The following is a 23,624-nucleotide window of genomic DNA, read 5'->3' on the forward strand; positions in this document are numbered from 1 at the left end:
GAACAGGACCGTGAAACGACTCCGCGCCGATGATAGTGCGGATTCCCGTGTGAAAGTAGGTCATCGCCAGGCTCTCCATCTAAACACCCCAGCTCCAACACAGAGCTGGGGTGTTTGCCTTTGCGCGTTCAACTTCGATATCCAGCTCCTCCTGGCGCATCCTAGGCCGTGAATCAGATCGGCTCATTGCAGTGCGAGTGCGCATCAAACAAAAAAGCCTCCGAATGGAGGCTTTTTGCGCTTATGCGAGTAGCTGAGTGATTAGCTGCGTGTCAGGAATTTCTCAACGAGACGAACCCAATACGTGGCGCCCAGCGGCAGCAACTCGTCGTTGAAGTCATAGCTGGGGTTGTGCAGCATGCAAGGGCCGAGCCCATGCCCTTGCTCGCGGTGGTCGCCATCACCGTTGCCGATGAAGGCGAAGCAGCCAGGCTTCTCGATCAGCATGAACGAGAAATCTTCTGCACCCATGGTCGGATCGATATTGGAATCAACGTTATCCACACCGACGAGTTCGCGCATGACGGCCGCGGCGAATTGCGTTTCGGCTTCCGTGTTGACGGTCGGCGGGTAGTTGCGGTGAAAGACGAAGTCGACCGTGCAATCGTATGCGGAGGCGATGCCTTTGGAGACTTCTTCCATGCGGCGCTCGATGAGGTCGAGCACTTCAGTGGAGAACGTGCGCACCGTGCCGCCGATCCAGGCTTCATTCGGGATGATGTTGGTCGCATCGCCGGCATGGAACTGGGTGACGGAAAGGACGGCCGTGTCGATTGGCCGCTTGTTGCGCGTAATGATGCCTTGCAACGCCGAGACCACCTGAGCGCCGACAAACACCGGGTCGTTGCCGTTGTGCGGTAGCGCTGCGTGCGCCCCTTTGCCTTTGATCGTGATGCGGAATTCGTTGCTCGACGCCATCAGCGCGCCGGCACGCGTCCCGAATGCACCGACCGGAACGCCCGGCCAGTTGTGCAGGCCAAAGACGGCGTCGCATGGAAAACGATCGAACAGGCCGTCCTTGATCATCTCGCGCGCGCCGCCGCCGCCTTCTTCGGCAGGCTGGAAGATGAGGTTGACGGTGCCGCTGAAATTGCGATGTTTAGCCAAGTAATGCGCCGCACCAAGCAGCATCGCAGTGTGGCCATCGTGACCGCACGCGTGCATCTTGCCGTCGTGCTTGGAGCGATGCTCGAACTCGTTGGCCTCCGCAAGCGGCAGGGCGTCCATATCGGCGCGCAGGCCGATGCTCTTGCCTTCACCGTTGCGGATGACACCGACCAGGCCGGTCTTGCCCAGGCCCCGATGCACTTCGATGCCCCATTCGGCGAGCTTGGCAGCGACCAGATCGGAGGTGCGCTGTTCTTCGAAGCAGAGTTCGGGATGCGCGTGGATGTCGCGTCGCAGCGCCTGGATCTCGGGCTGCGCGGCTTGGATTTCTGGGATCAGCTTCATGAGGATGCTCGTGTTCTGGCTGAAAGTTCGGAGTCACGTTCGATGATACGCCGAAGGGCGATTTTCGACCCGCACTCAGCCGATTGCTTGATCCGCCCATGCAGTTGCGTATGGATTGCCCGCACAACGGTTTGTGCGCCCGCGCGTACAGACGAAGCGGGGCGGCCGAAACGCCTACACTGGAGGTTCGCCAATTGACCGCGCGGCCGATGCCGGCTTCCCGCCGCGGTCTTGCCCGCTTTGTGAACGACTCCGAGCCCATCATGTCCGCCGACGTTATCGCTGCTGCATCGCAGCCCTCCGACGAAGTTCTGCAATTGATCCGCACGCTGGTGGCGTTCGATACCGTGAGCCGCAATTCGAACCTCGGATTGATCGAGTGGGTGCGCGATCGCTTGCGCGCGCAGGGCGCGGAATGCCGGCTGACGTATGACGCCACGGGCGGTAAGGCGAACCTGTTTGCGACGTTGTCGCCGGGCCGCAAGCCGGGGCTCGTGCTGTCGGGGCATACCGATGTGGTGCCCGTCGATGGCCAGCCGTGGGTTACGAACCCGTTCGAGGCACAAATCCGCGACGGTCGCCTGTACGGGCGTGGCACGGCCGACATGAAGAGCTTCATTGCCGTGGCGCTCGCAAATGTGCCGGCGTTCATGGCGGCGGAGGGCGACGCCAGTTTTCATCTCTCGCTGTCGTATGACGAAGAGATCGGTTGCGTGGGCGTGCGCAGCCTACTGCGTGACCTCGAAGCCAGCGGCATTCAGCCGGCCGGTTGCATCGTCGGCGAACCCACGTCGATGCGGGCCATCATTGCGCACAAGGGCAAGCGCGAATACCGATGCTGCGTGCGAGGCAAGGAAGCGCATTCCGCGTTGACGCCGCAGGGTGTGAATGCGATCGAGTTTGCGGCGCTGCTGATCGCGCATATCCGCTCGCTGGCCGCGCGTCTGGCGGCGGAAGAGGCGCGCGACGCCGCCTTTGTCGTGCCCCACACGACGCTGAATACGGGCACGATCAAAGGCGGTATTGCCACCAACGTGGTGCCCCGCGATTGCGAATTCACCTTCGATTTCCGCTATCTGCCGGGCACCGATCCGGATTGGCTTTTCGGCGAGGTGGAGCGCTATGCCCAGCAGACGCTGCTGCCGCAGATGCGCGAGATTTCCGCTGACGCTGACATCAGCTTCGCCATGAAGGCCAATACGCCCGGCTTGTCGATCGCCCCCTCGCACGAGTTGGTTGCGCTGGCACAAGCGCTGGCTGATAGCCGGGCCGCGGTCGGCAAGGTCGACTATGGGACGGAGGCGGGTCTGTTCTCGCGCGCGGGCATCCCGACGGTCGTGTGCGGCCCGGGCAATATCGAGCAGGCGCACAAGCCGAACGAGTACATCGAACTCGCGCAGATCGCGCAGTGTGAAGCGTTCATGCGGCGCCTCGCCCAACGGCAACCGCAATTGCTGCCGGCCTGAACAAAAAAACCGGGCACATGGCCCGGTTTCTTTTTGTGCGATGCCCGTTCAGCGGATGACCTGGCCGTTCGAATTGATGATCGTCATCTCAACGAATTTCGAGCCGACATGGTTGGATGGCGAGAAGTTCACGTTGAAGCCCCCCACGTCGTAATTGCCCATCGACTCGAGCGCCCCGATGAACTTCTCGCGCGTCAGGTCCCGGCCGGCACGCTTGAGACCTTCGACGAAGACGCGCGCGGCGACGTAGCCTTCGATGCTTCCGTAGTCGAAATCGGTAATGCCGTCGGACTTCAGCAGCTTCTGGTAGTCGCGCACCAGCGGCGACGCACCGCTATACGGATACGGCATCACCTGTGAGATGATCACACCACCGCCGGCCTTGCCCAGCGTATTGGCCAGCGCCTTGGTCCCGACGAACGATACGTTGTAGAACTGGCCCGCGTACCCCTGTTCCTGGGCGCCTTTCACCAGCGCCGCCACGGTCTGGTAAGCGCTGATGACGACGATGGCATCCGGCTTCTGCGCAAGCACGGTCCCAATGGCACCCTTCACGTCAGTGGTGTTGCGCACCACGCTCGCCTTTGCGGCCAGCGACACGCCCTGGTTGGCGGGAAGCTTCAGCGCGTGCTCCACGCCGTCCAGCCCGGCCTTGCCGTACGCATCGTCGTTGTAGACCACGGCGATGCGCCTGAGGCCGGTCGTGCGGATCTGCTGCACGATGGCGGCGGTTTCATCGTTGTATCCGGCACGCACGTGAAATACGTTACGCGCGAACGGCTCGCGCAGTGCTGTTGCGCCGGAGTACGGCGCAAAAAACGGCACGCCCGCCGGGTTGGCGATCTTCAGCGCCGCGAGGCTCGTCGGTGTGCCGACGTAGCCGAACAGCGCAAAGACTTTGGTGTCGTCGATCAGCGTCTTGGTGTTGCGGGCCGTCGCATCAGGCTCGTAGAAATCGTCGAGCACCTTCAGCTCGATCTTGCGACCGTTGACGCCGCCTGCTGCATTGACGGCGTTGAAGTAAAGCTGGGCGCCGCGGTTCATCTGCTGACCGAGCTGTGCCGCCGGGCCGCTCATCGGCGCCGATTGGCCGACGATGATTGCGTCGTTCGTTACGCCTGTTTCGGCGTGCGCGCCGCCCGACGCCATGCCGACGATGCCCGCTGCGAACATGGCCAGCAGCGCGGTGATTCTGCGAGATTGCATTGCTCTCCCCCGAGAGTTGATTTGCCCGGCATCATAGCTAAACGGGCAGGGGAGGCAAACAGAATCGGGCGGGTTGCGTCGCTTTTGAGCCTTTTTGAGACAGAGAAGGCGCGCGATGTGCTCGCTTTCCTTCATGCGGGGGGCGTTTCAGGCGCCTTCGGCCACCCGTCGCTTCATCACCGCCAGCAGCGCGGCCGTGACGACGGTGCCGGCAACCAGCGCCGCCACGTAGCCGCCCAGGTGCGTGACCGCGTTCGGGATCGGCAGCACGAACGCCCCGCCGTGCGGCACGCGCAGCTCCACCCCAAACAGCATCGACAGCGCGCCTGCGCAGGCTGAACCCGCCACGAGCGCGGGAATGACGCGGAACGGGTCGCGCGCGGCATACGGGATCGCCCCCTCGCTAATGAAGGCGAGGCCGAGCACGGCGGTGGCGCGCGCCGCCTGGCGTTCGTCTGGCGTGAACCGCGACGGGAACAGCCACGCCGCCAGCGCGATGCCCAGCGGCGGCGTCATGCCCGCGGCCATCGTGGCTGCCATGGGCGTATAGACCTGCGCGCCGATCAGCCCGGTGCTGAAGGCATACGCCGCTTTGTTGATGGGGCCGCCCATGTCGAAGGCCATCATGCCGCCCAGCAGAGCGCCCAGCGGGACCGCGTTGGCGCCTTGCATGCCGCGCAGCCAGGCGGTCAGGGACGCCAACAGCGCGGCAACCGGCGCGCCGACCACATACAGCATCACCAGGCCCGTCAGCAGGCAGCCGAGCACGGGCAGGATCAGCACGGGTTTCAGCCCTTCCAGGTTGCGCGGCAGCTTCAGCCAGCGGTTGAGCGCCTCGGTGCCATAGCCAGCGACGAACCCGGCGACGATGCCGCCAAGAAACCCGGCCCCCAGGCTGGCGGCCAGCATGCCTCCGACCATCCCCGGTGCGATGCCCGGACGGCTGGCGATCGAATACGCGATGTATCCGGCGAGCACGGGCACCATCAACGCAAACGCGGACTTGGCACCGATCTGGAACAGCGCGCCGCCAAGCGTGTGGCTGGCCGAGGCGTCCGTCACGTAGATGCCGCCGAGGGCGAACGCCAGCGCAATCAGGATGCCCCCCGCCACCACGAACGGCAGCATGAAGGACACGCCGGTCATCAGGTGCTTGTACGGGCCGGTGCGCTGCTGTTCCGCAGCCGCGCCCGCGGTCCGCGTCGATTGGGCCGCCCCGGAGGATTCCACGGCGGCCTCATCGAAGGCGCGGCGGATCAGCGCCTGCCCGTCATGGATGGCGGCTTTGGTGCCGGCGCGGAAGACGCGCTTGCCGGCAAAGCGCGACAGGTCCACCTGCGTGTCTGCGGCGATCAGCACGAGATCCGCACTCGCGATGGCATCGGCCGACAGCGTGTTCTGTGCGCCAACCGAGCCCTGCGTTTCCACGTGGATCGTGTGGCCGAGCGCGCCGGCGGCCTGCGTGAGCGCCTCGGCGGCCATGAAGGTGTGCGCGATGCCGGTCGGGCACGACGTGATGGCGACAATGCGCCGAGCTTGCACACCCGATTCCGGCGAGGGTGAGGCGTTATGCATAACGCGCGCCAGCACCGCCCGCGCGTCGGCCAACACCTCGTCGAGCGTGACTTCAAGCGTGCGCGGATTGGCGTGACGAGCGGCGGCATCGGGCGACAGGCCGGCCCAGACGACGGCCTCGGCGGTGGCCAGCGCCGCGGTGTCAACCACGGAGGTGATGTCCGGGCCGCGCACGTCGACGTCGAGCTTGTAGCCGGATTCGCGCGCCGCGTGGCGCAGGGCCGCGCCGGCGAGCATCGCGCGGGTGGTGCGGCCGTCCGCACCGAGAATTGCCAACAGGTTTGCCATGATCGGCTCCTTGAATGCGTTGAGCGTGTGGCGATGCGATGGTTGGTCGGGGCGTCAGGCCACGCGCTGCATCTGGACGGCGGCGGCGCATTCGCGCACTTCGCCAGGGGCGGGGAGGTGCGGCCCCAGACGCTGCAGCTTGCATGCGGCAAAGGCCACCGAAAGGCGCACGGTCTCTTCCATGCCGGCACCGGCATGCCAGCCGGCCAGCACGCCGGCCACCATGGCGTCACCCGCGCCGACGGTACTGGCGGCCCGCACCGGCGGCAGGCTCGCTTGCCACGTGCCGTCTGCCGTGACGAACAGCGCGCCGTCTTCGCCGAGCGAGACGATGACCTGCGCCACGCCCCGCGCGTGGATGGCGCGCGCCACGTCCGCCGTTTCAGCCAGCGTCGGCAGCGATGTGCCCGCCCACAGTTCCAGTTCGTGCCGATTGGGCTTGATGGCCGTCGGCAGCGCGTCGCGTGGTGCAGCCAAGACCTGTGCGAGCGGGGCGCCGCTCGTGTCGACCAAGGTCGGTACGCCGCGGCGGTTGAGCCGTGCCAGCAATGTCACATAGGCATCCGGCGGCAAGCCACCGGCCAGGCTGCCGCACAGCGCCGCGCCCGCCATGTCGGAGAGCCCGTCAATGCGTTCGCACAGCGCGTCGAAGTCGGCGGGCGTGGCGTCAATGCCGGGCAGATTGATGTCGGTGGTCTGCCCGTCTGCCTGGTCGCTGATCTTGATGTTGGTGCGATTGGTGCCGGGCACGCGGCAGAAGCCGTCCACCACGCCCTTGCGCGCAAACAGCGCCTCGAACAGTTCGGCATTGGCGTCGCCGAGAAGGCCCGTCGCAATCACCGGAACCTGCCAGTCGGCGAGGCAGGCTGCGACGTTGACGCCCTTGCCGCCGGCCTGTTGCGTGACGCTGCGGCCGATGTTGACGCGGCCGCGTTCGAGACGCTCCAGCCCGACAGTCATGTCGATGGCCGGGTTGAGCGTGACGGTGACGATGCGCGATTGGCGGCTCATGCGGCCTTCTCCTCGCCACCAGCCTGCATCGGGAAGGCGGTTTCCAGGGCGCGCACTTCCTGGGCGGAGGCACAGGCCAGCGCGCGTTCTGCGAGCTGCGACAGCGCGCGGGCGTGCGCCTCGCGCAGCCGCGCCTTGACCGGGGCAATATCGCGCGGGCTCATCGACAATTCGTGCACGCCAAGCCCTGTCAGCAGCAGCGCGCCGAACGGGTCTCCGGCCAGCCCGCCGCACACGCCGACCCAGCGCCCGTGGCGCGCGGCGCCTTGCACCGTCTGCTGAATCAGACGCAGCACGCTCGGGTGCAGGCTGTCGGCCTCGGCGGCGAGGTCGGGGTGCTGGCGATCGATCGCCAGCGTGTATTGCGTGAGGTCGTTCGTTCCGATGGAGAAGAAGTCGACGTGTTCGGCCAGCCGATCGGCCAGCAGTGCGGCGGCTGGCACTTCCACCATGATGCCCAGCGGCACCGTCGGCGCGTCGAGTTCTGCGCGGATGCGTTCGCACGCGGCGCGCAGGGCGGTCACCTCCTCCAATGACGTGATCATCGGGAACATGATCGACAGCACCGCGCTATGGCCGGTATTTCCGGCATCGCGGGCCGCCCGATAGAGTGCGCGCAGTTGCGGCTCCATGAGGTCGGCGCGGCGCAGCAGCAGGCGCGCACCGCGCACGCCGAGGAACGGGTTCTCTTCCGTCGGCAGGTTCAGATGCGGGACCTGCTTGTCGCCGCCGATATCCAGCGTGCGCACGATCAGCGGACGGCCGCCAAGGGCTTTGAGCATGTCGGCGTAGACCGCGTATTGCGTGTCTTCGTCCGGCGCGTGGTCGCGTTCGAGGAACAGGAATTCGGTGCGCATCAGGCCGACGCCTTCCGCACCGAGCGTGAGCGCTTCGACCGCTTGTGCCGGCAGGTTGACGTTGGCGGCGATCTCCACCGTGTGGCCGTCACGCGTGCGCGCGGGCAGGCCTCGCTCCGCCTCCTCACGCTGCGTGCGCGCGGCGTCTTCCTGCAGCCATGCGCGGGCGCTCGCGATGCTGGCGTCATCGGGATCGAGCACCAGACGGCCGCCCGTGCCGTCGATGATGGCCTGCGTGCCCGTCGCCACATCGAGCACGGCCGGGCCGGCGGCCACGACGGCCGGGATGCCCAGCGTGCGCGTCAGGATGGCCGTGTGCGAGGTCGGACCGCCTTGCGCCGTGACGATGCCGATGATGCGTCGCGTGTCGAGCGCCGCCGTATCCGAAGGCGACAGGTCCGCCGCCACCAGGATGCAGGGTGTGTCGGGCAGGGTCTGCGCTGCACTGCGCAGCGACGGATCGATATGGCCCAGCACACGCCGTCCCACGTCGCGCAAGTCGGCCGCGCGCGCGGCCAGCAGCGGATTACCCAGCGCGCCCAGCCGCTCGGCGAGGCGCTCGACGGCCTGATGCCAGGACCACGCCACCCCGTGGCCTTCGACCATCGCCTGGCATGTCAGCGTCATGAGATCGGTGTCGCCCAGCAGTTCAGCCTGCGCCTTGAAGATGCCCGCTTCGGCTTCGCCCAGACGGGCGGCGGTGTCGCGCGCCAGGGCTTCCAGCTCCGCGCGCGTGCTGGCCAGCGCCTGGTCCAGCAGGTCGCCGCCGGTGGTGAGTGCGACGGGATGATCGGGCACGGTCGACGCGCCGTGCTGCAACACGTGGATGGGGCCGATCGCCAAGCCGGGGCTCGCCGCAATGCCGCCGATGGCGGGCAGCGCCGTGTCGGCTTGCCAGCCGTGCGCGGTCTGGCGCGTGCGAGCCGCCTGCGTGTCGCGCGCCGCCTGAGCGCGCTCCTGCGCCGTCAGGCCTCGGATGGTCTGCAGCAGCGCGTCGAGCGCGGCCCCGGCGTCGGGGCCTTCCGCAGAGAGACTGAGTTTGGCGCCGGCCGCCAGCCCCAATTGCAGCAACGCCACGAGATTCTTTGCATCGGCGGTTTCGTCGCCATGGCGGACTTGCACCCGCGCGGCAAAGCGACGCGCGGTTTCGACCCACTGCGCGGCCGGACGCGCGTGCAGACCGCTCGGGTATTCCAGCGTCAAGGTGCGCTGCTCGGCGAGGTCGGTGCCTGGTGTGCCGGCGGCGGGCGCGGGCGCGTCGCTGGAGAGTGCGGCGACAAGCTCTTCAGCATTCTGCGTGGTGAAGAGCTGCCGCAGGCGCGCATCGTCATTCAGCAGCCGCGTCAGCCGGCGCAGCAGCGTGATGTGTTCGTCCGACTGCGCGGCGATGGCAAATACCAGGTGCGTCGTCTGGCCCGGGTGCCACTCCAGCCCGTCAGGAAACTGCAGCACCGCAATGCCGGTCTGGCGGATCAGGTGACGGTCCTCGCCCATGCCGTGCGGAATGGCGACGCCGTGGCCGAGAAACGTGTTGGCCACCGTTTCGCGGCGCAAAAGGCTGTCGATATAGGCGGGGTCGATGCAGCCGGCGTCGGCCAGCAATTGGCCGGCGGCGCGGATGGCGCTTTCCTTGTCGGTGGCGCGTTGTTGCAGACGGATGCGTTCGGCGCAGATCAGGGCGGAAGCCATGCGGCGGGGTCTCCTGCGGCTGCCGTGCTCCAAGGCCCGGCATGCGTGTCGTCGATGATCGCGAATTGAAATCGATTACAGTTGGGGTGTCAATGTGCGTCGCGACACAAAGTGACGTCTATCCCGGTATTTACGGGGTTTTCCCTAGGTGCTTCGAGCATTGGTGGGGGTGCGCTCCTTCGCTATGATGACGCTTTCTTTGGAAACGATTTCAGTATGACGGTTCGAATCAAGGACGTGGCGGCGGCAGCGGGGGTGTCGGTGGCCACCGTGTCGCGTGCGCTTGCTGGCGGCCCCGTGAGCGCAGAACTGCGCCGGCGTGTCGATGCGGCGGTGGCGGCGTCGGGGTATCGGCCGAACCTGTCGGCGCGGCGGCTGCGCTCGCAGCAGGCGCAGACCGTCGGGCTGATCGTCTCCGACATCCGCAATCCGTTCTTCACCGGCGTCAGCCGGGCCGTGGAAGACGCAGCCTACGCGGCTGGCCTGCGCGTCATCCTCTGCAATTCCGACGAAGACCCCGAGAAGGAAGCGATGTACCTGCGCCTGATGGAAGAGGAGCGCGTGACTGGCGTGATCCTCTCGCCGACGCGCGGCATTGCCGAAGCGCAGCAACCCGTGGACCTCGGCTACCCGGTCGTGCTGATCGACCGCGCCGGCCCCACATGCGGCACCGATGCCGTCGTGCTCGACAACCAGCAAGCCGCACAAACGCTGGCCGAGCACCTCGCCGCGCAGGGTTACCGGCGTATCGGTGGGCTGTTCGGGCGGACGAGCAGCACAGGCGCTGAGCGTCAAGCCGGATTCGCGACGGCGCTGGCACGCCACGGCATCACCGCCGAGGCACGCTTCATCCTGCCGACCGCCGAGGCCGCGGAGGCTGAGACGCTGGCGTGGCTGTCCGGCACGGAAGGTGATCGCCCCGACGCGCTGGTCGCGAGTAACGCGCAATCGCTGCTCGGCGTGCTGCGTGCGTTGCGGCGGCTGTCGCTCGACGTGCCGCGTGACATCGCCGTGGCGGGCTTCGACAACGAGCCCTGGACAGAACTCGCCGGCCCGGGCATCACCGTGATCGAGCAACCGGTCTACGACATCGGTCGCATGGCAATGGCGATGCTGCAGGAGCGCCTCGCGCAACCCACCTTGCCGACGCGCCGCGTGCTGTTGACGGGGCGGCTCGTCACGCGCGGCTCCACGCCGCTGCGAAGCCCCTAGCGGGCGATTACAATTTCCGGATACTCGCGGCGGTGCGACAACGCCGACATGCACCCGCCGCCACCCACTCCGGAGCCCCCTGATGTCCACCCAAGTCATCCGTGCTGCCTGCCCGCACGACTGCCCCGACACCTGCGCCTTGCTCGTCACTGTCGAGGACGGCCGTGCCACCCGCGTGCAGGGCGACCCGGACCACCCGACCACCGCCGGTGTGCTGTGCACCAAGGTCAATCGGTATGCCGAGCGCACGTACCACCCAAACCGCTTGTTGACGCCGATGAAGCGTGTGGGCGCCAAGGGCGAGGGCAAGTTCGAACCGATTTCGTGGGACGAGGCCATCGACACCATCGCCACGCGCCTGGGCGACATTGCTGCGCGCAACCCGGAGGCCATCCTTCCGTACAGCTACGCCGGGACGATGGGCCTGGTGCAGGGCGAAAGCATGGCTGCGCGTTTTTTCCACAAGCTGGGCGCGTCGCTGCTGGATCGCACAATCTGCGCATCGGCCGGTGCGACAGCCCTGCGCTACACCTATGGTGCGAGCCTCGGCATGGACATCGAGCACGTGCAGGACGCCAAGCTGATCCTGATCTGGGGCGCCAATCCGATCGCGTCGAACCTGCATTTCTGGACGCGCGCGCAGGAAGCCAAACGGCGCGGCGCCACGCTCGTTGCCATCGATCCGTATCGCTCGCTGACGGCCGAGAAGTGCCATCGCCATCTGGCGCTGCGCCCCGGTACCGATGCAGCGCTGGCGCTGGCGATGATCCACGTGTTGATCCGCGATGATCTGCTCGACCACGACTACATCGCCGATCACACGCTCGGTTTCGAGGCGCTGCGTGAGCGCGCGCAGCAATACACGCCGGAATACGCAGCGACGCTGTGCGGGGTGGACGCGGCGGATATCGAATGGCTCGCCAAGCTGTACGGCACGACCGTCGTGCGCGACGAGCAGCCCGCGGCCATTCGCCTGAACTACGGCATGCAGCGTGCGCATGGCGGCGGGCAGGGGGTGCGCGCGGTCGCATGCCTGCCGTCGCTGGTGGGCGCGTGGCGCGATGCAGCGGGCGGGCTGCAGCTGTCGACGTCGGGTTTCTTCCCCATCGACAATGCGAAGCTGCAGCGTCCTGACCTGCTGCCAAGCTGGCCCGCGCTGCCGCGCACGATCAACATGAGCACCATCGGCGATGCGCTGCTGCATGCGGGCGACGCATCGTTCGGCCCGAAGGTCGAGGCGGTGGTCGTCTACAACAGCAACCCCGTGGCGGTGGCGCCGGACTCGCGCAAGGTCGCCGCCGGCTTTGCGCGCGAAGACCTCTTCACCGTGGTGCTGGAGCATTTCCAGACCGACACCGCCGACTACGCCGACATCCTCCTGCCCGCCACCACGCAGCTCGAACATGTCGATGTGCACAAGGCGTACGGCCACACCTACGTGCTGGCCAACAACGCTGCCATCGCGCCCATGGGGCAGTCGCTGCCGAACACGGAGATCTTCCGCCGCATTGCCAAGCGCATGGGCTTTAACGACGCCTGCTTTGCCGACTCGGACGACGACATCGCCAGCCAGGCCGTGCGCCGCGACGACCCGGCCGCCGCGCACATCGACTGGGCCACGCTCAAGCGCGAGGGCTGGCAAAAGCTGGCGCACCCGGCCGCGCCGCTGGCTCATGGCGGCTATCGCACGCCGTCGGGCCGCTGCGAGTTCTATTCCGAACAGATGGCCAAGGACGGTCTTGACCCGCTGCCCGGCTATGTGCCGCCGCATGAGTCGGCGATCAGCACGCCTGAGCTGGCGAAGCGTTATCCGCTGTCGATGATCTCGCCGCCGGCGCGTAACTTCCTGAACTCGACCTTCGTCAACGTCGACAGCCTGCGCAACACCGAAGGCGAGCCGCATCTCGACATCCATCCCGACGATGCCAATGCGCGCGGCGTCATTGATGGCGAGCTTGTCCGCATCTTCAACGATCGCGGCACCATGCAGGCGCGCGCCCGCGTGACCGACCGTGCGCGGCGCGGCGTGGTCGTCGGCCTGTCGATCTGGTGGAAGAAGCTCGCGCCGGACGGCACCAACGCCAACGAGCTGACCAGCCAGCGCCTGACCGACATGGGGCGCGCGCCCACCTTCTACGATTGCCTGGTCGAGGTCGCGCCGTTGGCACAGGCCGCCTGACGGAACCATCATGCGTGCCGCACGCGCGCTGTGCCTTGCGCTGTCGTTTGCCGGTTCGGCGTTGCTCGCCGGTTGCGACACCGTCGGTTATTACTACCAGTCGGTCAGCGGACATCTCTCGCTGATGGCGCAGCGCGAGTCGATCGACCAGGCGATCGACAACGCCCGGCAGGCTCACAACGACAAGCTCGCCAAACGCCTGGAGGATGCGCGCAGCATCCGCATCTATGCGTCGCGCGAGCTGGGCCTGCCCGACAACGGCAGCTATCGCGTCTACGCCAATCTCAAGCGCCCGTTCGCGGTGTGGAACGTGTTTGCCGCGCCGGAGCTGTCGGTCAAGCTCAAGGAATGGTGTTTCCTCGTCGTCGGCTGCGTGACGTATCGCGGGTACTACGACCGGAACGCCGCCATGGCCTACGCCGACACCTTGCGCGCCCAAGGCCTGGACGTGGATGTGGCCGGCATTCCTGCGTATTCCACACTGGGTTATTTCGACGACCCGCTGCTCAACACCTTCGTCGGCCTGCCGGAAGGCGAGCTGGCGCGGCTGATTTTTCATGAGTTGGCGCATCAGGTCGTCTACGCCAAGGGCGATACCGCGTTCAACGAATCGTTTGCCACCGCCGTGGAAACCATCGGCGTCGAACGCTGGCTGGCCGATGCCGCCACGCCGGAAATTCGCGCGGAATACGCCACGTACGACGCCCGCCGCGTACAATTCCGCGCCCTGCTGCTGGAGTACCGCAACCGGCTTGAGACGCTGTATGCCAGCCCGGTGTCGGACGACCAGAAGCGCGCCGGAAAACGCGCCATCTTCGCGAGCCTGCAGGCCGATTACGCCAAGCTCAAGGCAAGCTGGGGCGGTTATACCGGTTACGACCGCTGGTTCGCGCAGCCGCTGTCGAATGCGCATCTGGGCGCTGTCGCAAGCTACCTGGAATGGGTGCCGGCGTTCACGGCGCTGTACCACCGTGATGGCGGCGACTGGGCGCGCTTCTATGCCGACGTCAAAGCCATGGCGCGCGAGTCCAAACCGCAACGCGAGGCCGCCCTGCGATTGCTGGCGCCGCCCGCGATGGCGACGTCGGCCGGCATCACGCAAAAGTGATGCCAACAGCGGTTTCTGCACTAGTTTCAAGCGGGGCAGGCGGGCTGAGGGAACCGTCTAAGTTATTGTTTTGACACAGACATCCGCGTAGGATGCCGAAAAAAACGAACGACCATTCGAAAAAAATCGACAATCGCCAGGAGACACGCCCATGGATAAGCCGTGGCTGAAGCAGTATCCCGCCGGGGTACCGGCCGAGATCGATGCGTCGCAGTATCGATCGCTGGCCCATCTGCTTGAGGATTCTTTCCAGAAGAACCGCAACCGCCGTGCATTCGAATGCATGGGCAAGGTGCTGACCTACGGCGAGCTGGATACGCTCTCGCGCCAACTGGCGGCGTGGCTGCAATCGCGCGGTCTCGCACCTGGCGCACGCGTCGCGCTGATGATGCCGAACGTGCTGCAGTATCCGGTGGCGCTGGCCGCCGTACTGCGTGCCGGCTATGTGGTCGTCAACGTCAACCCGCTTTACACCCCGCGCGAACTCGAACACCAGCTCAAGGACAGCGGCGCCGAAGCCATCATCATCCTGGAGAACTTCGCGACGACGCTGCAGCAGGTGCTGCCCAATACGCCGGTCAAGCACATCGTGGTGGCCAGCATGGGCGACATGCTCGGCGGGCTGAAGGGCATGCTGGTCAATTTCGTCGTGCGCAGCGTCAAGAAGATGGTGCCGGCGTGGGAACTGCCCAACTGCATCCGCTTCAACACCGCGCTGGAAGAGGGCGCCAAGCAGACGCTCAAGCCAACTTCCGTCGGCCCCGACGACGTGGCCTTCCTGCAATACACGGGTGGCACGACCGGCGTGTCGAAGGGGGCGACGCTGCTGCACCGGAACATCGTCGCCAACGTGCTGCAGTCGGAAGCGTGGATGAACCCGGCGCTCACCAAGCCCGGTCGCGATGGCCGCATGCTGGCCGCCGACGAAGAGATCGTCACCATCACCGCGCTGCCGCTGTATCACATCTTCGCGCTGACGGTGTGCTGCTTGCTGTCGATGCGCAAGGGCGGCCTGGCGGTGCTGATCCCGAATCCGCGTGACATCCCGGGCTTCATCAAGGTGCTCAAGCAGTACCGCTTCCACATGTTCCCGGCCGTAAATACGCTGTACAACGCGCTGCTGAACAATCCCGAATTCAAGGATGTCGACTGCTCCAATCTGCGCGTGGCCAACGGTGGCGGCATGGCGGTGCAGGAAGCTGTGGCCAAGAAGTGGCTCGAGGTGACGGGGTGCCCGATCATCGAAGGCTATGGCCTGTCGGAAACCTCGCCGTCGGCCATCTGCAACCCGACGGATACCGACAAGTTCTCCGGCACCGTGGGTTTGCCGATTCCTGGCACGGAAATCGCCATTCGCGACGACGAAGGCCGCGACTTGCCGATCGGCCAGGCGGGCGAAATCTGCATCCGCGGCCCGCAGGTCATGGCTGGCTACTGGAAGCGCCCCGACGAGACCGCCAAGGTCATGTACGCCGACGGCTTCTTCAAGACCGGCGACGTGGGCGTGATGGACGAGCGCGGCTATACCAAGATCGTCGATCGCAAGAAGGACATGATTCTGGTGTCGGGCTTCAACGTGTACCCGAACGAGATCGAAGGCGTGGTGGCGATGTGCCCGGGCGTGCTGGAAGTGGCCGCCGTGGGCGTGCCCGACGTGCATTCGGGCGAGGTGGTGAAGCTGTTCGTGGTGCGTCGCGATCCGTCGCTCACGGAACAGAAGCTGCAGGAGTTCTGCAAGGACCAGCTCACCGGCTACAAACGCCCGAAGTTCATCGAGTTCCGCAACGAGCTGCCGAAGACCAACGTCGGCAAGATCCTGCGCCGCGAACTGCGCGACGAGGCGATGAAGAAGCGTGCCTGAGTCTGCGTAGCTGCAATAAAAAAGCCGCGAGGAATCGCGGCTTTTTTCATGCGTATCAGCCGACGTACAGCAGGATGCTGACGAACTGGCACGCACTGCCGGCCAGCACGAACAGGTGCCAGATGCCGTGGAAGTGCCGCACCTTCTCGTCAAAGAGGAAGAAGCCGATGCCAGCCGTGTAAAGCGCGCCACCCGCCACCAGCCACCACAGGCCCGGGGCAGGGAGCGCCGCTGCCAGCGGCCCCATGGCAATCAGCACCAGCCAGCCCATCACCACGTAGATCAGCAGCGAGAACAAGCGCGTGCGGCGGCCGATCCAGAGTTCCTGCGCAATGCCGATGGCCGCCAGCGCCCAGTTGATGCCGAACAGCGCCCACCCCCAGGGGCCGCGCAACGTCACCAGCGCAAACGGCGTGTAGCTGCCGGCGATCAACAGATAGATGGCGCAGTAGTCGAGCCGCTGGAAGATGCTTTTGGCCGGCCCGCGTACGCTGTGATACAGCGTGGAGATGGTGTAGAGCAGGACGAGCGTCGTGCCGTAGACGACGGAGCTGACGACCTTCCAGGCGTCGTGGTGCAGGGCGGACGACGTTACCAGAACGGCCATGCCAGCGGCGGCAAGGATGGCCCCGGCCAGGTGGCTGAAGCCGTTGAAACGTTCTCCGCGATACATACGCTGATCTCCAGAAAAAACGGGTTCTCCCTACAATGCCCCAATGCCTGGCACCGATCTCAAAATCACCCCCCAATTGTCTATTCCGGAGTCCGAACTGGTCGAGCGCTTTGTGCGCGCAAGCGGGGCGGGTGGGCAAAACATCAACAAGGTATCGACGGCGGTGGAGCTGCGCTTTGACATCGCCCAATCGCCGTCGTTGCCGGAGGCATTGCGGGCTCGCCTGTTGGGAAAGCGCGACCGCCGCTTGACCGACCAGGGCGTGATTGTGATTGATGCACAACGGTTTCGCACGCAGGACCGCAACCGCCAGGATGCGCGTGAACGTCTGGTCGCGTTCATCGTGACGGGGCTTTCGGTGCCGAAGTCGCGGATCGCCACCAAGCCTACGCGCGCTTCCAAGACGCGCCGTCTGGAAGGCAAGCGTGCGCGTGGCGACGTCAAGCGTGGTCGCTCGGGTCGCCACTCGTGGGATTAAGCGCGTCGCTATGCGGGGTGCTTACATCAGCCGCGTATCACGCGTCTCGCGCATGCACAGCACGCCGATCAGGCTGACCACCGCCGCCGCCGACACATACATGCCGACCCAGCTCAGGCCGCCTTGCTCAGCCAGCTTCTGGGCGATGTACGGCGCAATCGACGCGCCGAGAATACCGCCCAGGTTGTACGACACGCCGGCGCCCGTGTACCGCACGTTGGTCGGGAACAGTTCCGGCAGCAGCGCGCCCATCGGCGCGAAGGTCACGCCCATCAGGAACAGCTCGATGATGAGGAATAGCGCCACCAGCGGCGTCTGCCCACTCCCCAGCAGCGGCGCCATCGTGAAGCCCGACAAGATGGCTGCGACGATGCCGACGATCAGCACCGGCTTGCGGCCAAAGCGATCCGACGCCCACGCTGACAGCGGCGTCGCCAGCCCCATGAACACCACGGCCAGGCACAGCAGCCCCAGGAAGCTCGGGCGCGAGAAGTGCAGCGTACCCACGCCGTACGACAGCGAAAACACCGTCGAGATATAGAACAGCGTGTAGCAGACGACCATGGCGAGCGCGCCCAGGAGCGTCGGCCACCAGTGGCGCGCCAGCAACTCGGCGACGGGCACCTTCACGCGTTCGTGCCGATCGATGGCCGCCTGGAAGGCCGGTGTCTCGGCGATCTTCAATCGCACATACAGGCCGAGCGCCACGAGCACGGCGCTCACCAGGAAAGGCACGCGCCAGCCCCAGCTGCGGAACTGCTCGTCCGATAGGGCGATCGCCAGGCCAAAGAACAGCCCGTTCGATGCCAGGAAGCCGACCGACGGTCCCAACTGCGGAAACATGCCAAACCAGCCGCGCTTGCCCGCCGGCGCGTTCTCGGTCGCCAGCAAGGCCGCGCCGCCCCATTCGCCACCCAAGCCGATGCCCTGGCCGAAGCGCAGGATGCACAGCAGGATCGGTGCGAGTGTGCCGATGCTGTCGTAGCCCGGCACCAGCCCGATCAGCGTGGTCGAAATGCCCATCACCAGCAACGATGCCACCAGCGTGGATTTGCGGCCGATGCGATCGCCAAAGTGGCCGAACAGGAACGAGCCGATCGGCCGTGCGATAAATGCGATCCCGAACGTGACGAACGCCGACAGCGCTTGCGCCGTGGCCGATCCGTGCGGGAAGAACACCGGGCCGATCACCAGCGCCGCGGCCGTCGCATACACATAGAAATCGTAGAACTCGATGGCCGTGCCGATGAAGCTCGCAAAGACGATGCGCGAGCGGCTGGCCTCCGTGGCAGCATCGGCGGCGGGCGCCGCCATGGCGGAGGAAGTCGAAGAGGACATGCAGGTCTCCCGGGGACGTTGCGTTGTTGTCGTTATGAAGGCCGCCCATTGTGCGCGCGGCGGGCGGCGTGCTCAATGGCTGCGCGGTCAATCCACCTTGGCGCCCGAGGCCTTCACGACCGAGGCCCACTTCGCCGTCTCGGCACGGATGTGCGCGGCGAACTGCTCGGGCGTGTCGCCCACGGGCTCGGCGCCTTGCGCTTCGAGCTTCTCCTTGACGGCGGGGCTTGCCAGCGATTTCGCCACCGCCTGCTGGATGCGCGACACGATGGCCGGCGGCGTGCCGGCTGGCGCCAGCAGCCCGAACCACGAACTCGCCTCGTATTGAGGCAGGCCGGCGGCTTGCGCGACGGTTGGCACACCGGGCAGCGCCGGCGAGGGTTTGGCGCTCGTGACGGCCAGCGCCTTCAGCTTGCCGCCCTTGATCTGCGGCATGGCCGAGGGCAGGTTGTCGAACATCAGGTCCATCGTGCCGCCGATCAGATCGGTCAGCGCTGGACCGCTGCCCTTGTACGGCACGTGGACCATGCTCGTGCCCGTCTGCGTCTTGAAGAGCTCGCCGGCCAGATGGATCGACGTTCCGTTACCCGACGACGCCATGTTCAGCTTGCCCGGATTGGCCTTCGCGTAGTCGATGAGGTCCTTCACCGAGTTGATCTTGTTCTTCTGCGCAAAGGCCGGGTTGACCACGAGCACGTTCGGCACGGAGGCCACCAGCGTGATCGGCGCAAAGTCCTTGATCGGATCGAAACCCAGCCGCACGCCGTTCTGCGAGTACAGGGTCTGGTTGATGGCGTGCGTACCGACCGTGCCCATCAGCAGCGTGTAGCCGTCGGGCGCGGCCTTGGCCACGAGCGTCGAGCCGATGTTGCCGCCCGCGCCAGGCCGGTTGTCCACGATGACGTTCCAGCCGGCGCCGCGCGTGAGTTCTGCGGCGACGGCGCGCGCCAGGATGTCGGTCGTGCCGCCCGGCGTGAACGGCACGACGATGGTGATCGGCTTGGCTGGATACGGCGGGGTTTGCGCCGCCGCAGGCAACGCGATGACGCCGGCAGCAGCACCGGCAAAGGCTGCGCGCAGCAAGGTGCGGCGCAGCGTGCAAGGCACGGTCATGTCTCCTCCGATGATGTTTTTGGGTCGGCACAGCATAGCGCGCGGCCATGCAAAAAGGCACCCGAAGGTGCCTTCCTGCGCCCGCCAAGGAGAGGGGCGGCGGGCAAAACCAAAGCGTGCGTCAGAACTTGTGGCGCACGCCGATCGCCACACCGACCTGGTTATCCGAGTTCGGCGTGATGAAGTACGTCTGCGATGCAGCCGGCAGGTAGCCCACCGAGGTCTGCGCGCCCGTTGCCGGGTTCGTCACATAGCCGATCGAATCCCAGTTCAGCGACGCATTGCGTGCATACGCCGCGCTCAGGTACACGTCGGTGCGCTTGGAGAAGTTGTAGTCGGCGATGAACTGCCACTGCTGCGGGTTGCGCGGGTTGACCGTTGCGCCGCCGATGGTCGCTTCCTTGATGTTGTCGTAGTAGTACGCCAGCGTCAGGCCCAGGGCAGGCGTCACCTGGTAGTTCACGCCCGCCCAGTAATAGTCGTCGCGGTGCGGCAGCAGCGCCAGCGTGGCGCCAGACGAAGCCGTGTCGGTCTTGCCGTAGCGATAGCCGCCCATGACCTTGACCGCGCCCACCGTGTAGCTCGCGGCGATGGCGGCGCGCTTGTCCTTGGCGTACTCGTTGCCGGGGCCGCCCAGGGCTTCGGCTGCCGTCAGGACCTTCACTTCGTCATAGGCGATACCCAGGCCGAACGGGCCGCCAAAGTAGTTTGCGCCCACGCCGTACGCCGAGTTGGCGGTCTGGCTGCCGGCGCGCTCGCCGAACGACCAGTGGCCTTCCACAGTCAGCGGGCCGAATGCGCCCGTGTACTTGATGACGTTGTCTTCGCGGAAGTTCGGGCCCAGCTGGCCGACCACCGGCTCGTACTGCGTGGCGTAACCGGTCGGCGAGAAGTTCGCCATCATGTCGAAGATCGTGGTGTATTGCCGGCCCAGCGTGATCTTGCCCCAGTTGCCCTGCAAGCCGACAAACGCCTGGCGGCCAAACAGGCGCCCGCCCTGCTGCAGCGTACCGGTGTCCATGCCGTAGCCCGATTCCAGAACGAACAGGCCCTTGAGACCGCCACCGATGTCTTCAACGCCGCGCAAGCCCCAGCGATTGGAAGACAGCCCGCCGGCCTGCATCGCCAGGCGCGAACCGCTGCTGCCCGGGATGACCACCCCCGCAGCCGTCACGGCTTGCGCGTGGTTGACGTACTCAACGTTGGCGTCGACCACGCCATACAGCGTCACACTCGACTGAGCCTGCGCAACACCTGCAAATGTGCCCAGCACTGCCAATGCCAGCAGCGATTTCTTCATCGGTCGGTCTCCAGATCTTTATTTATTGGGTTCGGTGGCAGGCAGACCCTCCGTTCTCGTCTTCCCGCCCCATGACTTTCAAACGAAGTCGCTGACTAATGTAGCAACGGGTTGCAGGCGTCGGTCGAAATTTGCGAACGAATGTTCGTAAACGCGCGTTTGCTGTCTGATCCCGGCAACAGGCTGTTTCCGAATTCGAAATAGATCGAGGATGTCCGCCGCCGATTCCTTGCGGTTTTAGATGCGATCCGCGCGCCCGCAGGGTTATCCCGTACAGTAGTGTTTGGTCCGCTGGTTTCTGACTGCGCGCAAAGTCCTTCGCCATGTCGGCCTTACAATGGCGATTGCGCCGCACGCCATTGCCGACGGCGCCTGTACTTATGCTCGACCGCTTCCTCTCCGAATTCGACCGCGCCTTGCGCGCTGTGGCGGGCGTCACCCGCGCCAGCCGACCGAACCCCGCCGATGCCGTCATCGCCTCCGCCGCCTCCGCGGATACGGCCGATGCCGCCGCCAAGCTTGCCGAGGCTGACCGCCGCCATGCCGCAGGCCTGATGCGCGTGAACCATGTCGGCGAGGTGTGCGCCCAGGCCCTGTATCAGGGGCAAGCCCTGTTTGCACGGGATCCGGCCATCCGCGCCCAGCTCGACGAAGCCGCCCGCGAAGAAGAAGACCACCTCGCCTGGTGCGCCCAGCGCCTGCAGGAGTTGAACGACCGCCCGAGCCTCCTGAACCCCCTCTGGTATGCCGGTGCCTTTGCGATCGGCGCGGTGGCCGGGCGCCTCGGCGACAAGATCAGCCTCGGTTTCGTCGCGGAGACAGAACGCCAAGTGGAGCATCACCTCGACGGCCATCTCGACAAGTTGCCTGAACAGGACACCCGCTCGCGTGCCATCGTCGCCCAGATGCGCGACGACGAAATCCGCCACGGCGATAACGCGCGCCAAGCGGGCGGCATCGAGTTGCCTGCGCCCATCCGCCAGGCCATGCGCGCTGCGTCGCGCGTCATGACGGCCACCGCCTACCGCATTTGACGCACGTCGCGGCTGACGCGCCGACGACAAATCGCACGCTCCTCCATTCGCCCGAGCGTTACCGCGAGCGATCAGCGCCCCCGCACAAGGGGCGCTGTCGCCTGCCGTTCTCTCACGTGGTTTCTACATAAACCACGCTATCTCCTTCATTTGATTGGGAAAAGTCGCGCACCCTTCTTGGGCGGGTGCGCTAAGTCATTGTTCTGATTGCAAATTTTCCGTCTCGCAGGCCTGTGCAAGCCTTGACCGCCTAAAGTCGTTCCTCTAAAGTGGGAAACAGTGTCAGAAAGTGTAGTTTTGTGGTTTAAAGAGGCCGTTTGCGGGCCAGTTGACGACAAGGTGAGTGGCGATCAAGTCGCCGCGCGGAGAGAGAAACCAACGTGTTCCAGGGTGCGTCAGCGCTGACGCTGGATGCCAAAGGGCGGATGTCCATTCCGTCGCGGCACCGCGAAGCGCTCCAGCTGCAGGCCGAGGGCCGGGTGACTGTGACCAAGCACCCGGACGGTTGCCTCATGCTGTTTCCGCGCCCGGAGTGGGAACGCTTCCGCGAGCGCATCGCCGCCCTGCCGATGGAAGCCCACTGGTGGAAACGGATCTTCCTGGGCAGCGCCGCCGATGTCGAACTCGATACCGCCGGCCGCGTCCTCATCACCCCGGAACTGCGCGCGGCCGCCTCCCTTGAACGTGACGTGATGCTGCTCGGCATGGGCAGCCACTTCGAAGTCTGGGACGCCGCCACGTACACCGCGAAGGAGCAGGCCGCCATGGCGCAAGGCATGCCCGACGCCCTCAAGAATTTCTCCTTTTGATGACGCGCGATGACAACCCAAGCCAGTACGGGACTGCGCCATCAGACGGTGCTCCTAGACGAAGCGGTCGACGCGCTCATCTGGCGCGACGACGGCATCTATATCGATGGAACCTTCGGGAGGGGCGGGCACAGCCGGCGCATCCTGGAACGGCTGGGGCCCGGCGGCAGACTTGTCGCCTTCGACAAGGACCCGGCAGCAATCACCGAAGCGGGCACCGTAGAGGATGCCCGCTTCGCTATTGAGCATGACAGCTTCGCGCAGATGGCCCAGTGCCTGGACGCGCGCGGCGTGGAGCGGGTGGCCGGCGTCCTGCTCGATCTCGGCATCAGTTCGCCGCAGATCGACGAAGGCGCACGCGGCTTCTCGTTCCGGATGGATGGCCCGCTCGACATGCGGATGGACACCACGCGCGGCATCACCGCAGCCCAATGGCTGGCCGAGGCTGATGAGCGCGACATTGCGAGGGTGATACGGGACTATGGGGAAGAACGGTTTGCTGTACAGATTGCAAAGGCGATTGTTGCTCGCCGGGGCCAATCCGGGGATCGAGGTCCTCTCGATCGCACATCCGAGCTTGCCGCGCTCGTGGCGCAAGCCGTCAAAACACGCGAGAAGGGCCAAGACCCTGCGACCCGCACCTTTCAAGCTTTACGGATTCACGTCAATCAAGAGCTTGCGGACCTCGAAACCGGTCTGAAGGCCGCCTTTGAACGCCTGGAACAGGGGGGACGTCTCGTCGTGATCAGCTTCCATTCGCTGGAAGACCGCATCGTCAAGCGCTTCATGCAGGCCCTGGCGCGCCCGGAGCAATCCGCCGCGCCGGAGCTGCGTCGGGCGCCGCTGCGTGCGCATGAGTTGCCGGCGCCGCAGTTGCGCCTGCTGGGCCGTGTGAAGCCGTCGGAGGCCGAGGTGTCGGCCAACCCGCGTGCGCGCTCGGCCATCATGCGCGTGGCCGAACGCTGCTGACCGACG

Annotated in this window: 18 protein-coding genes; 9 read left to right on the forward strand and 9 right to left on the reverse strand. The window is 65.8% G+C overall.

From position 1 onward, the window contains the following. Window positions 1–261 precede the first annotated feature (261 nt). Window positions 262–1,452, reverse strand: coding sequence for a M20 aminoacylase family protein (locus tag ABIC76_RS12910; protein ID WP_354534220.1), 1,191 nt, complete (start codon window positions 1,450–1,452; stop codon window positions 262–264). 263 nt (window positions 1,453–1,715) lie between these two features. On the opposite strand from ABIC76_RS12910, the gene argE reads away from it, so the two are divergent. Further along, window positions 1,716–2,918, forward strand: coding sequence for an acetylornithine deacetylase (gene argE / locus ABIC76_RS12915; protein WP_354534221.1), 1,203 nt, complete (start codon window positions 1,716–1,718; stop codon window positions 2,916–2,918). 48 nt (window positions 2,919–2,966) lie between these two features. Here the strand turns inward: argE and ABIC76_RS12920 are convergent, their stop codons facing one another. The 4 genes from ABIC76_RS12920 to ptsP all read right to left on the reverse strand — a co-directional run bounded on the left by ABIC76_RS12920 (window position 2,967) and on the right by ptsP (window position 9,544). Beyond that, the gene (locus tag ABIC76_RS12920; RefSeq protein WP_102066894.1) at window positions 2,967–4,124 is read right to left on the reverse strand and encodes an ABC transporter substrate-binding protein; all 1,158 of its coding nucleotides are present in this window, start codon (window positions 4,122–4,124) and stop codon (window positions 2,967–2,969) included. Between the two features lie 147 nt (window positions 4,125–4,271). After that, a complete protein-coding gene (locus tag ABIC76_RS12925) occupies window positions 4,272–5,987 on the reverse strand; it encodes a PTS fructose transporter subunit IIC (protein ID WP_354534222.1) in 1,716 nt (571 codons plus the stop codon). 54 nt (window positions 5,988–6,041) lie between these two features. Continuing rightward, the gene (gene pfkB, locus ABIC76_RS12930) at window positions 6,042–6,998 is read right to left on the reverse strand and encodes a 1-phosphofructokinase (RefSeq protein WP_354534223.1); all 957 of its coding nucleotides are present in this window, start codon (window positions 6,996–6,998) and stop codon (window positions 6,042–6,044) included. After that, entirely contained in the window at window positions 6,995–9,544 is a 2,550-nt protein-coding gene (ptsP, locus tag ABIC76_RS12935) for a phosphoenolpyruvate--protein phosphotransferase (RefSeq protein WP_354534224.1), read from the reverse strand. Before ptsP ends, pfkB begins: the two co-directional genes overlap by 4 nt. Window positions 9,545–9,760: 216 nt before the next feature. On the opposite strand from ptsP, the gene ABIC76_RS12940 reads away from it, so the two are divergent. The 4 genes from ABIC76_RS12940 to ABIC76_RS12955 all read left to right on the forward strand — a co-directional run bounded on the left by ABIC76_RS12940 (window position 9,761) and on the right by ABIC76_RS12955 (window position 15,904). Next, a complete protein-coding gene (locus tag ABIC76_RS12940) occupies window positions 9,761–10,756 on the forward strand; it encodes a LacI family DNA-binding transcriptional regulator (protein WP_354534225.1) in 996 nt (331 codons plus the stop codon). A gap of 82 nt (window positions 10,757–10,838) precedes the next feature. Beyond that, window positions 10,839–12,935: a molybdopterin-containing oxidoreductase family protein gene (locus ABIC76_RS12945; protein ID WP_102066889.1), complete on the forward strand. Its 2,097-nt coding sequence runs from the start codon at window positions 10,839–10,841 to the stop codon at window positions 12,933–12,935. Window positions 12,936–12,945: 10 nt separating this feature from the next. Next, window positions 12,946–14,043 (forward strand): aminopeptidase, encoded by a 1,098-nt coding sequence (locus ABIC76_RS12950; protein WP_354534226.1) that lies wholly within the window; start codon window positions 12,946–12,948, stop codon window positions 14,041–14,043. A 151-nt stretch (window positions 14,044–14,194) separates the two neighbouring features. Then, complete coding sequence (locus ABIC76_RS12955) at window positions 14,195–15,904, forward strand: long-chain fatty acid--CoA ligase (protein ID WP_102066887.1); 1,710 nt, start codon at window positions 14,195–14,197, stop codon at window positions 15,902–15,904. Window positions 15,905–15,959: 55 nt separating this feature from the next. Here the strand turns inward: ABIC76_RS12955 and trhA are convergent, their stop codons facing one another. Further along, complete coding sequence (gene trhA / locus ABIC76_RS12960; RefSeq protein WP_316872634.1) at window positions 15,960–16,577, reverse strand: PAQR family membrane homeostasis protein TrhA; 618 nt, start codon at window positions 16,575–16,577, stop codon at window positions 15,960–15,962. A gap of 43 nt (window positions 16,578–16,620) precedes the next feature. Between trhA and arfB the strand changes: the two genes are divergently transcribed. Next, entirely contained in the window at window positions 16,621–17,055 is a 435-nt protein-coding gene (gene arfB, locus ABIC76_RS12965; protein ID WP_102066885.1) for an alternative ribosome rescue aminoacyl-tRNA hydrolase ArfB, read from the forward strand. Between the two features lie 21 nt (window positions 17,056–17,076). Here the strand turns inward: arfB and ABIC76_RS12970 are convergent, their stop codons facing one another. The 3 genes from ABIC76_RS12970 to ABIC76_RS12980 all read right to left on the reverse strand — a co-directional run bounded on the left by ABIC76_RS12970 (window position 17,077) and on the right by ABIC76_RS12980 (window position 20,806). Beyond that, complete coding sequence (locus ABIC76_RS12970) at window positions 17,077–18,393, reverse strand: MFS transporter (protein WP_354534227.1); 1,317 nt, start codon at window positions 18,391–18,393, stop codon at window positions 17,077–17,079. 87 nt (window positions 18,394–18,480) lie between these two features. Continuing rightward, window positions 18,481–19,500, reverse strand: a complete 1,020-nt coding sequence (locus ABIC76_RS12975; protein ID WP_502947861.1) for a Bug family tripartite tricarboxylate transporter substrate binding protein — start codon at window positions 19,498–19,500, stop codon at window positions 18,481–18,483. A gap of 127 nt (window positions 19,501–19,627) precedes the next feature. Next, on the reverse strand, window positions 19,628–20,806 hold the full coding sequence (locus ABIC76_RS12980; RefSeq protein WP_354534229.1) for a porin: 1,179 nt from the start codon (window positions 20,804–20,806) through the stop codon (window positions 19,628–19,630). Between the two features lie 380 nt (window positions 20,807–21,186). Between ABIC76_RS12980 and coq7 the strand changes: the two genes are divergently transcribed. From coq7 to rsmH, 3 genes are all read left to right on the forward strand, one after another. Continuing rightward, complete coding sequence (gene coq7 / locus ABIC76_RS12985) at window positions 21,187–21,840, forward strand: 2-polyprenyl-3-methyl-6-methoxy-1,4-benzoquinone monooxygenase (RefSeq protein ID WP_354534230.1); 654 nt, start codon at window positions 21,187–21,189, stop codon at window positions 21,838–21,840. A 380-nt stretch (window positions 21,841–22,220) separates the two neighbouring features. Further along, complete coding sequence (gene mraZ, locus ABIC76_RS12990) at window positions 22,221–22,649, forward strand: division/cell wall cluster transcriptional repressor MraZ (protein ID WP_004633088.1); 429 nt, start codon at window positions 22,221–22,223, stop codon at window positions 22,647–22,649. Between the two features lie 9 nt (window positions 22,650–22,658). After that, complete coding sequence (gene rsmH / locus ABIC76_RS12995; RefSeq protein WP_027680304.1) at window positions 22,659–23,618, forward strand: 16S rRNA (cytosine(1402)-N(4))-methyltransferase RsmH; 960 nt, start codon at window positions 22,659–22,661, stop codon at window positions 23,616–23,618. The last annotated feature ends 6 nt before the right edge of the window (window positions 23,619–23,624 follow it).

The organism is Ralstonia sp. 1138, from assembly GCF_040544795.1.
GTDB classification, from domain to species: domain Bacteria; phylum Pseudomonadota; class Gammaproteobacteria; order Burkholderiales; family Burkholderiaceae; genus Ralstonia; species Ralstonia flatus.

What these genes read in the sequence shown, in the direction of transcription:
- rsmH (WP_027680304.1), top strand. Translation starts at nt 22,659, where the DNA reads ATGACAACCCAAGCCAGTACGGGACTGCGCCATCAGACGGTGCTCCTA.
- ABIC76_RS12910 (WP_354534220.1), bottom strand. Translation starts at nt 1,452, where the DNA reads ATGAAGCTGATCCCAGAAATCCAAGCCGCGCAGCCCGAGATCCAGGCG.
- ABIC76_RS12940 (WP_354534225.1), top strand. Translation starts at nt 9,761, where the DNA reads ATGACGGTTCGAATCAAGGACGTGGCGGCGGCAGCGGGGGTGTCGGTG.
- ABIC76_RS12920 (WP_102066894.1), bottom strand. Translation starts at nt 4,124, where the DNA reads ATGCAATCTCGCAGAATCACCGCGCTGCTGGCCATGTTCGCAGCGGGC.
- ABIC76_RS12955 (WP_102066887.1), top strand. Translation starts at nt 14,195, where the DNA reads ATGGATAAGCCGTGGCTGAAGCAGTATCCCGCCGGGGTACCGGCCGAG.
- ABIC76_RS12980 (WP_354534229.1), bottom strand. Translation starts at nt 20,806, where the DNA reads ATGAAGAAATCGCTGCTGGCATTGGCAGTGCTGGGCACATTTGCAGGT.
- ABIC76_RS12925 (WP_354534222.1), bottom strand. Translation starts at nt 5,987, where the DNA reads ATGGCAAACCTGTTGGCAATTCTCGGTGCGGACGGCCGCACCACCCGC.
- ptsP (WP_354534224.1), bottom strand. Translation starts at nt 9,544, where the DNA reads ATGGCTTCCGCCCTGATCTGCGCCGAACGCATCCGTCTGCAACAACGC.
- coq7 (WP_354534230.1), top strand. Translation starts at nt 21,187, where the DNA reads ATGCTCGACCGCTTCCTCTCCGAATTCGACCGCGCCTTGCGCGCTGTG.
- ABIC76_RS12970 (WP_354534227.1), bottom strand. Translation starts at nt 18,393, where the DNA reads ATGTCCTCTTCGACTTCCTCCGCCATGGCGGCGCCCGCCGCCGATGCT.
- ABIC76_RS12945 (WP_102066889.1), top strand. Translation starts at nt 10,839, where the DNA reads ATGTCCACCCAAGTCATCCGTGCTGCCTGCCCGCACGACTGCCCCGAC.
- argE (WP_354534221.1), top strand. Translation starts at nt 1,716, where the DNA reads ATGTCCGCCGACGTTATCGCTGCTGCATCGCAGCCCTCCGACGAAGTT.
- pfkB (WP_354534223.1), bottom strand. Translation starts at nt 6,998, where the DNA reads ATGAGCCGCCAATCGCGCATCGTCACCGTCACGCTCAACCCGGCCATC.
- ABIC76_RS12950 (WP_354534226.1), top strand. Translation starts at nt 12,946, where the DNA reads ATGCGTGCCGCACGCGCGCTGTGCCTTGCGCTGTCGTTTGCCGGTTCG.
- trhA (WP_316872634.1), bottom strand. Translation starts at nt 16,577, where the DNA reads ATGTATCGCGGAGAACGTTTCAACGGCTTCAGCCACCTGGCCGGGGCC.
- arfB (WP_102066885.1), top strand. Translation starts at nt 16,621, where the DNA reads ATGCCTGGCACCGATCTCAAAATCACCCCCCAATTGTCTATTCCGGAG.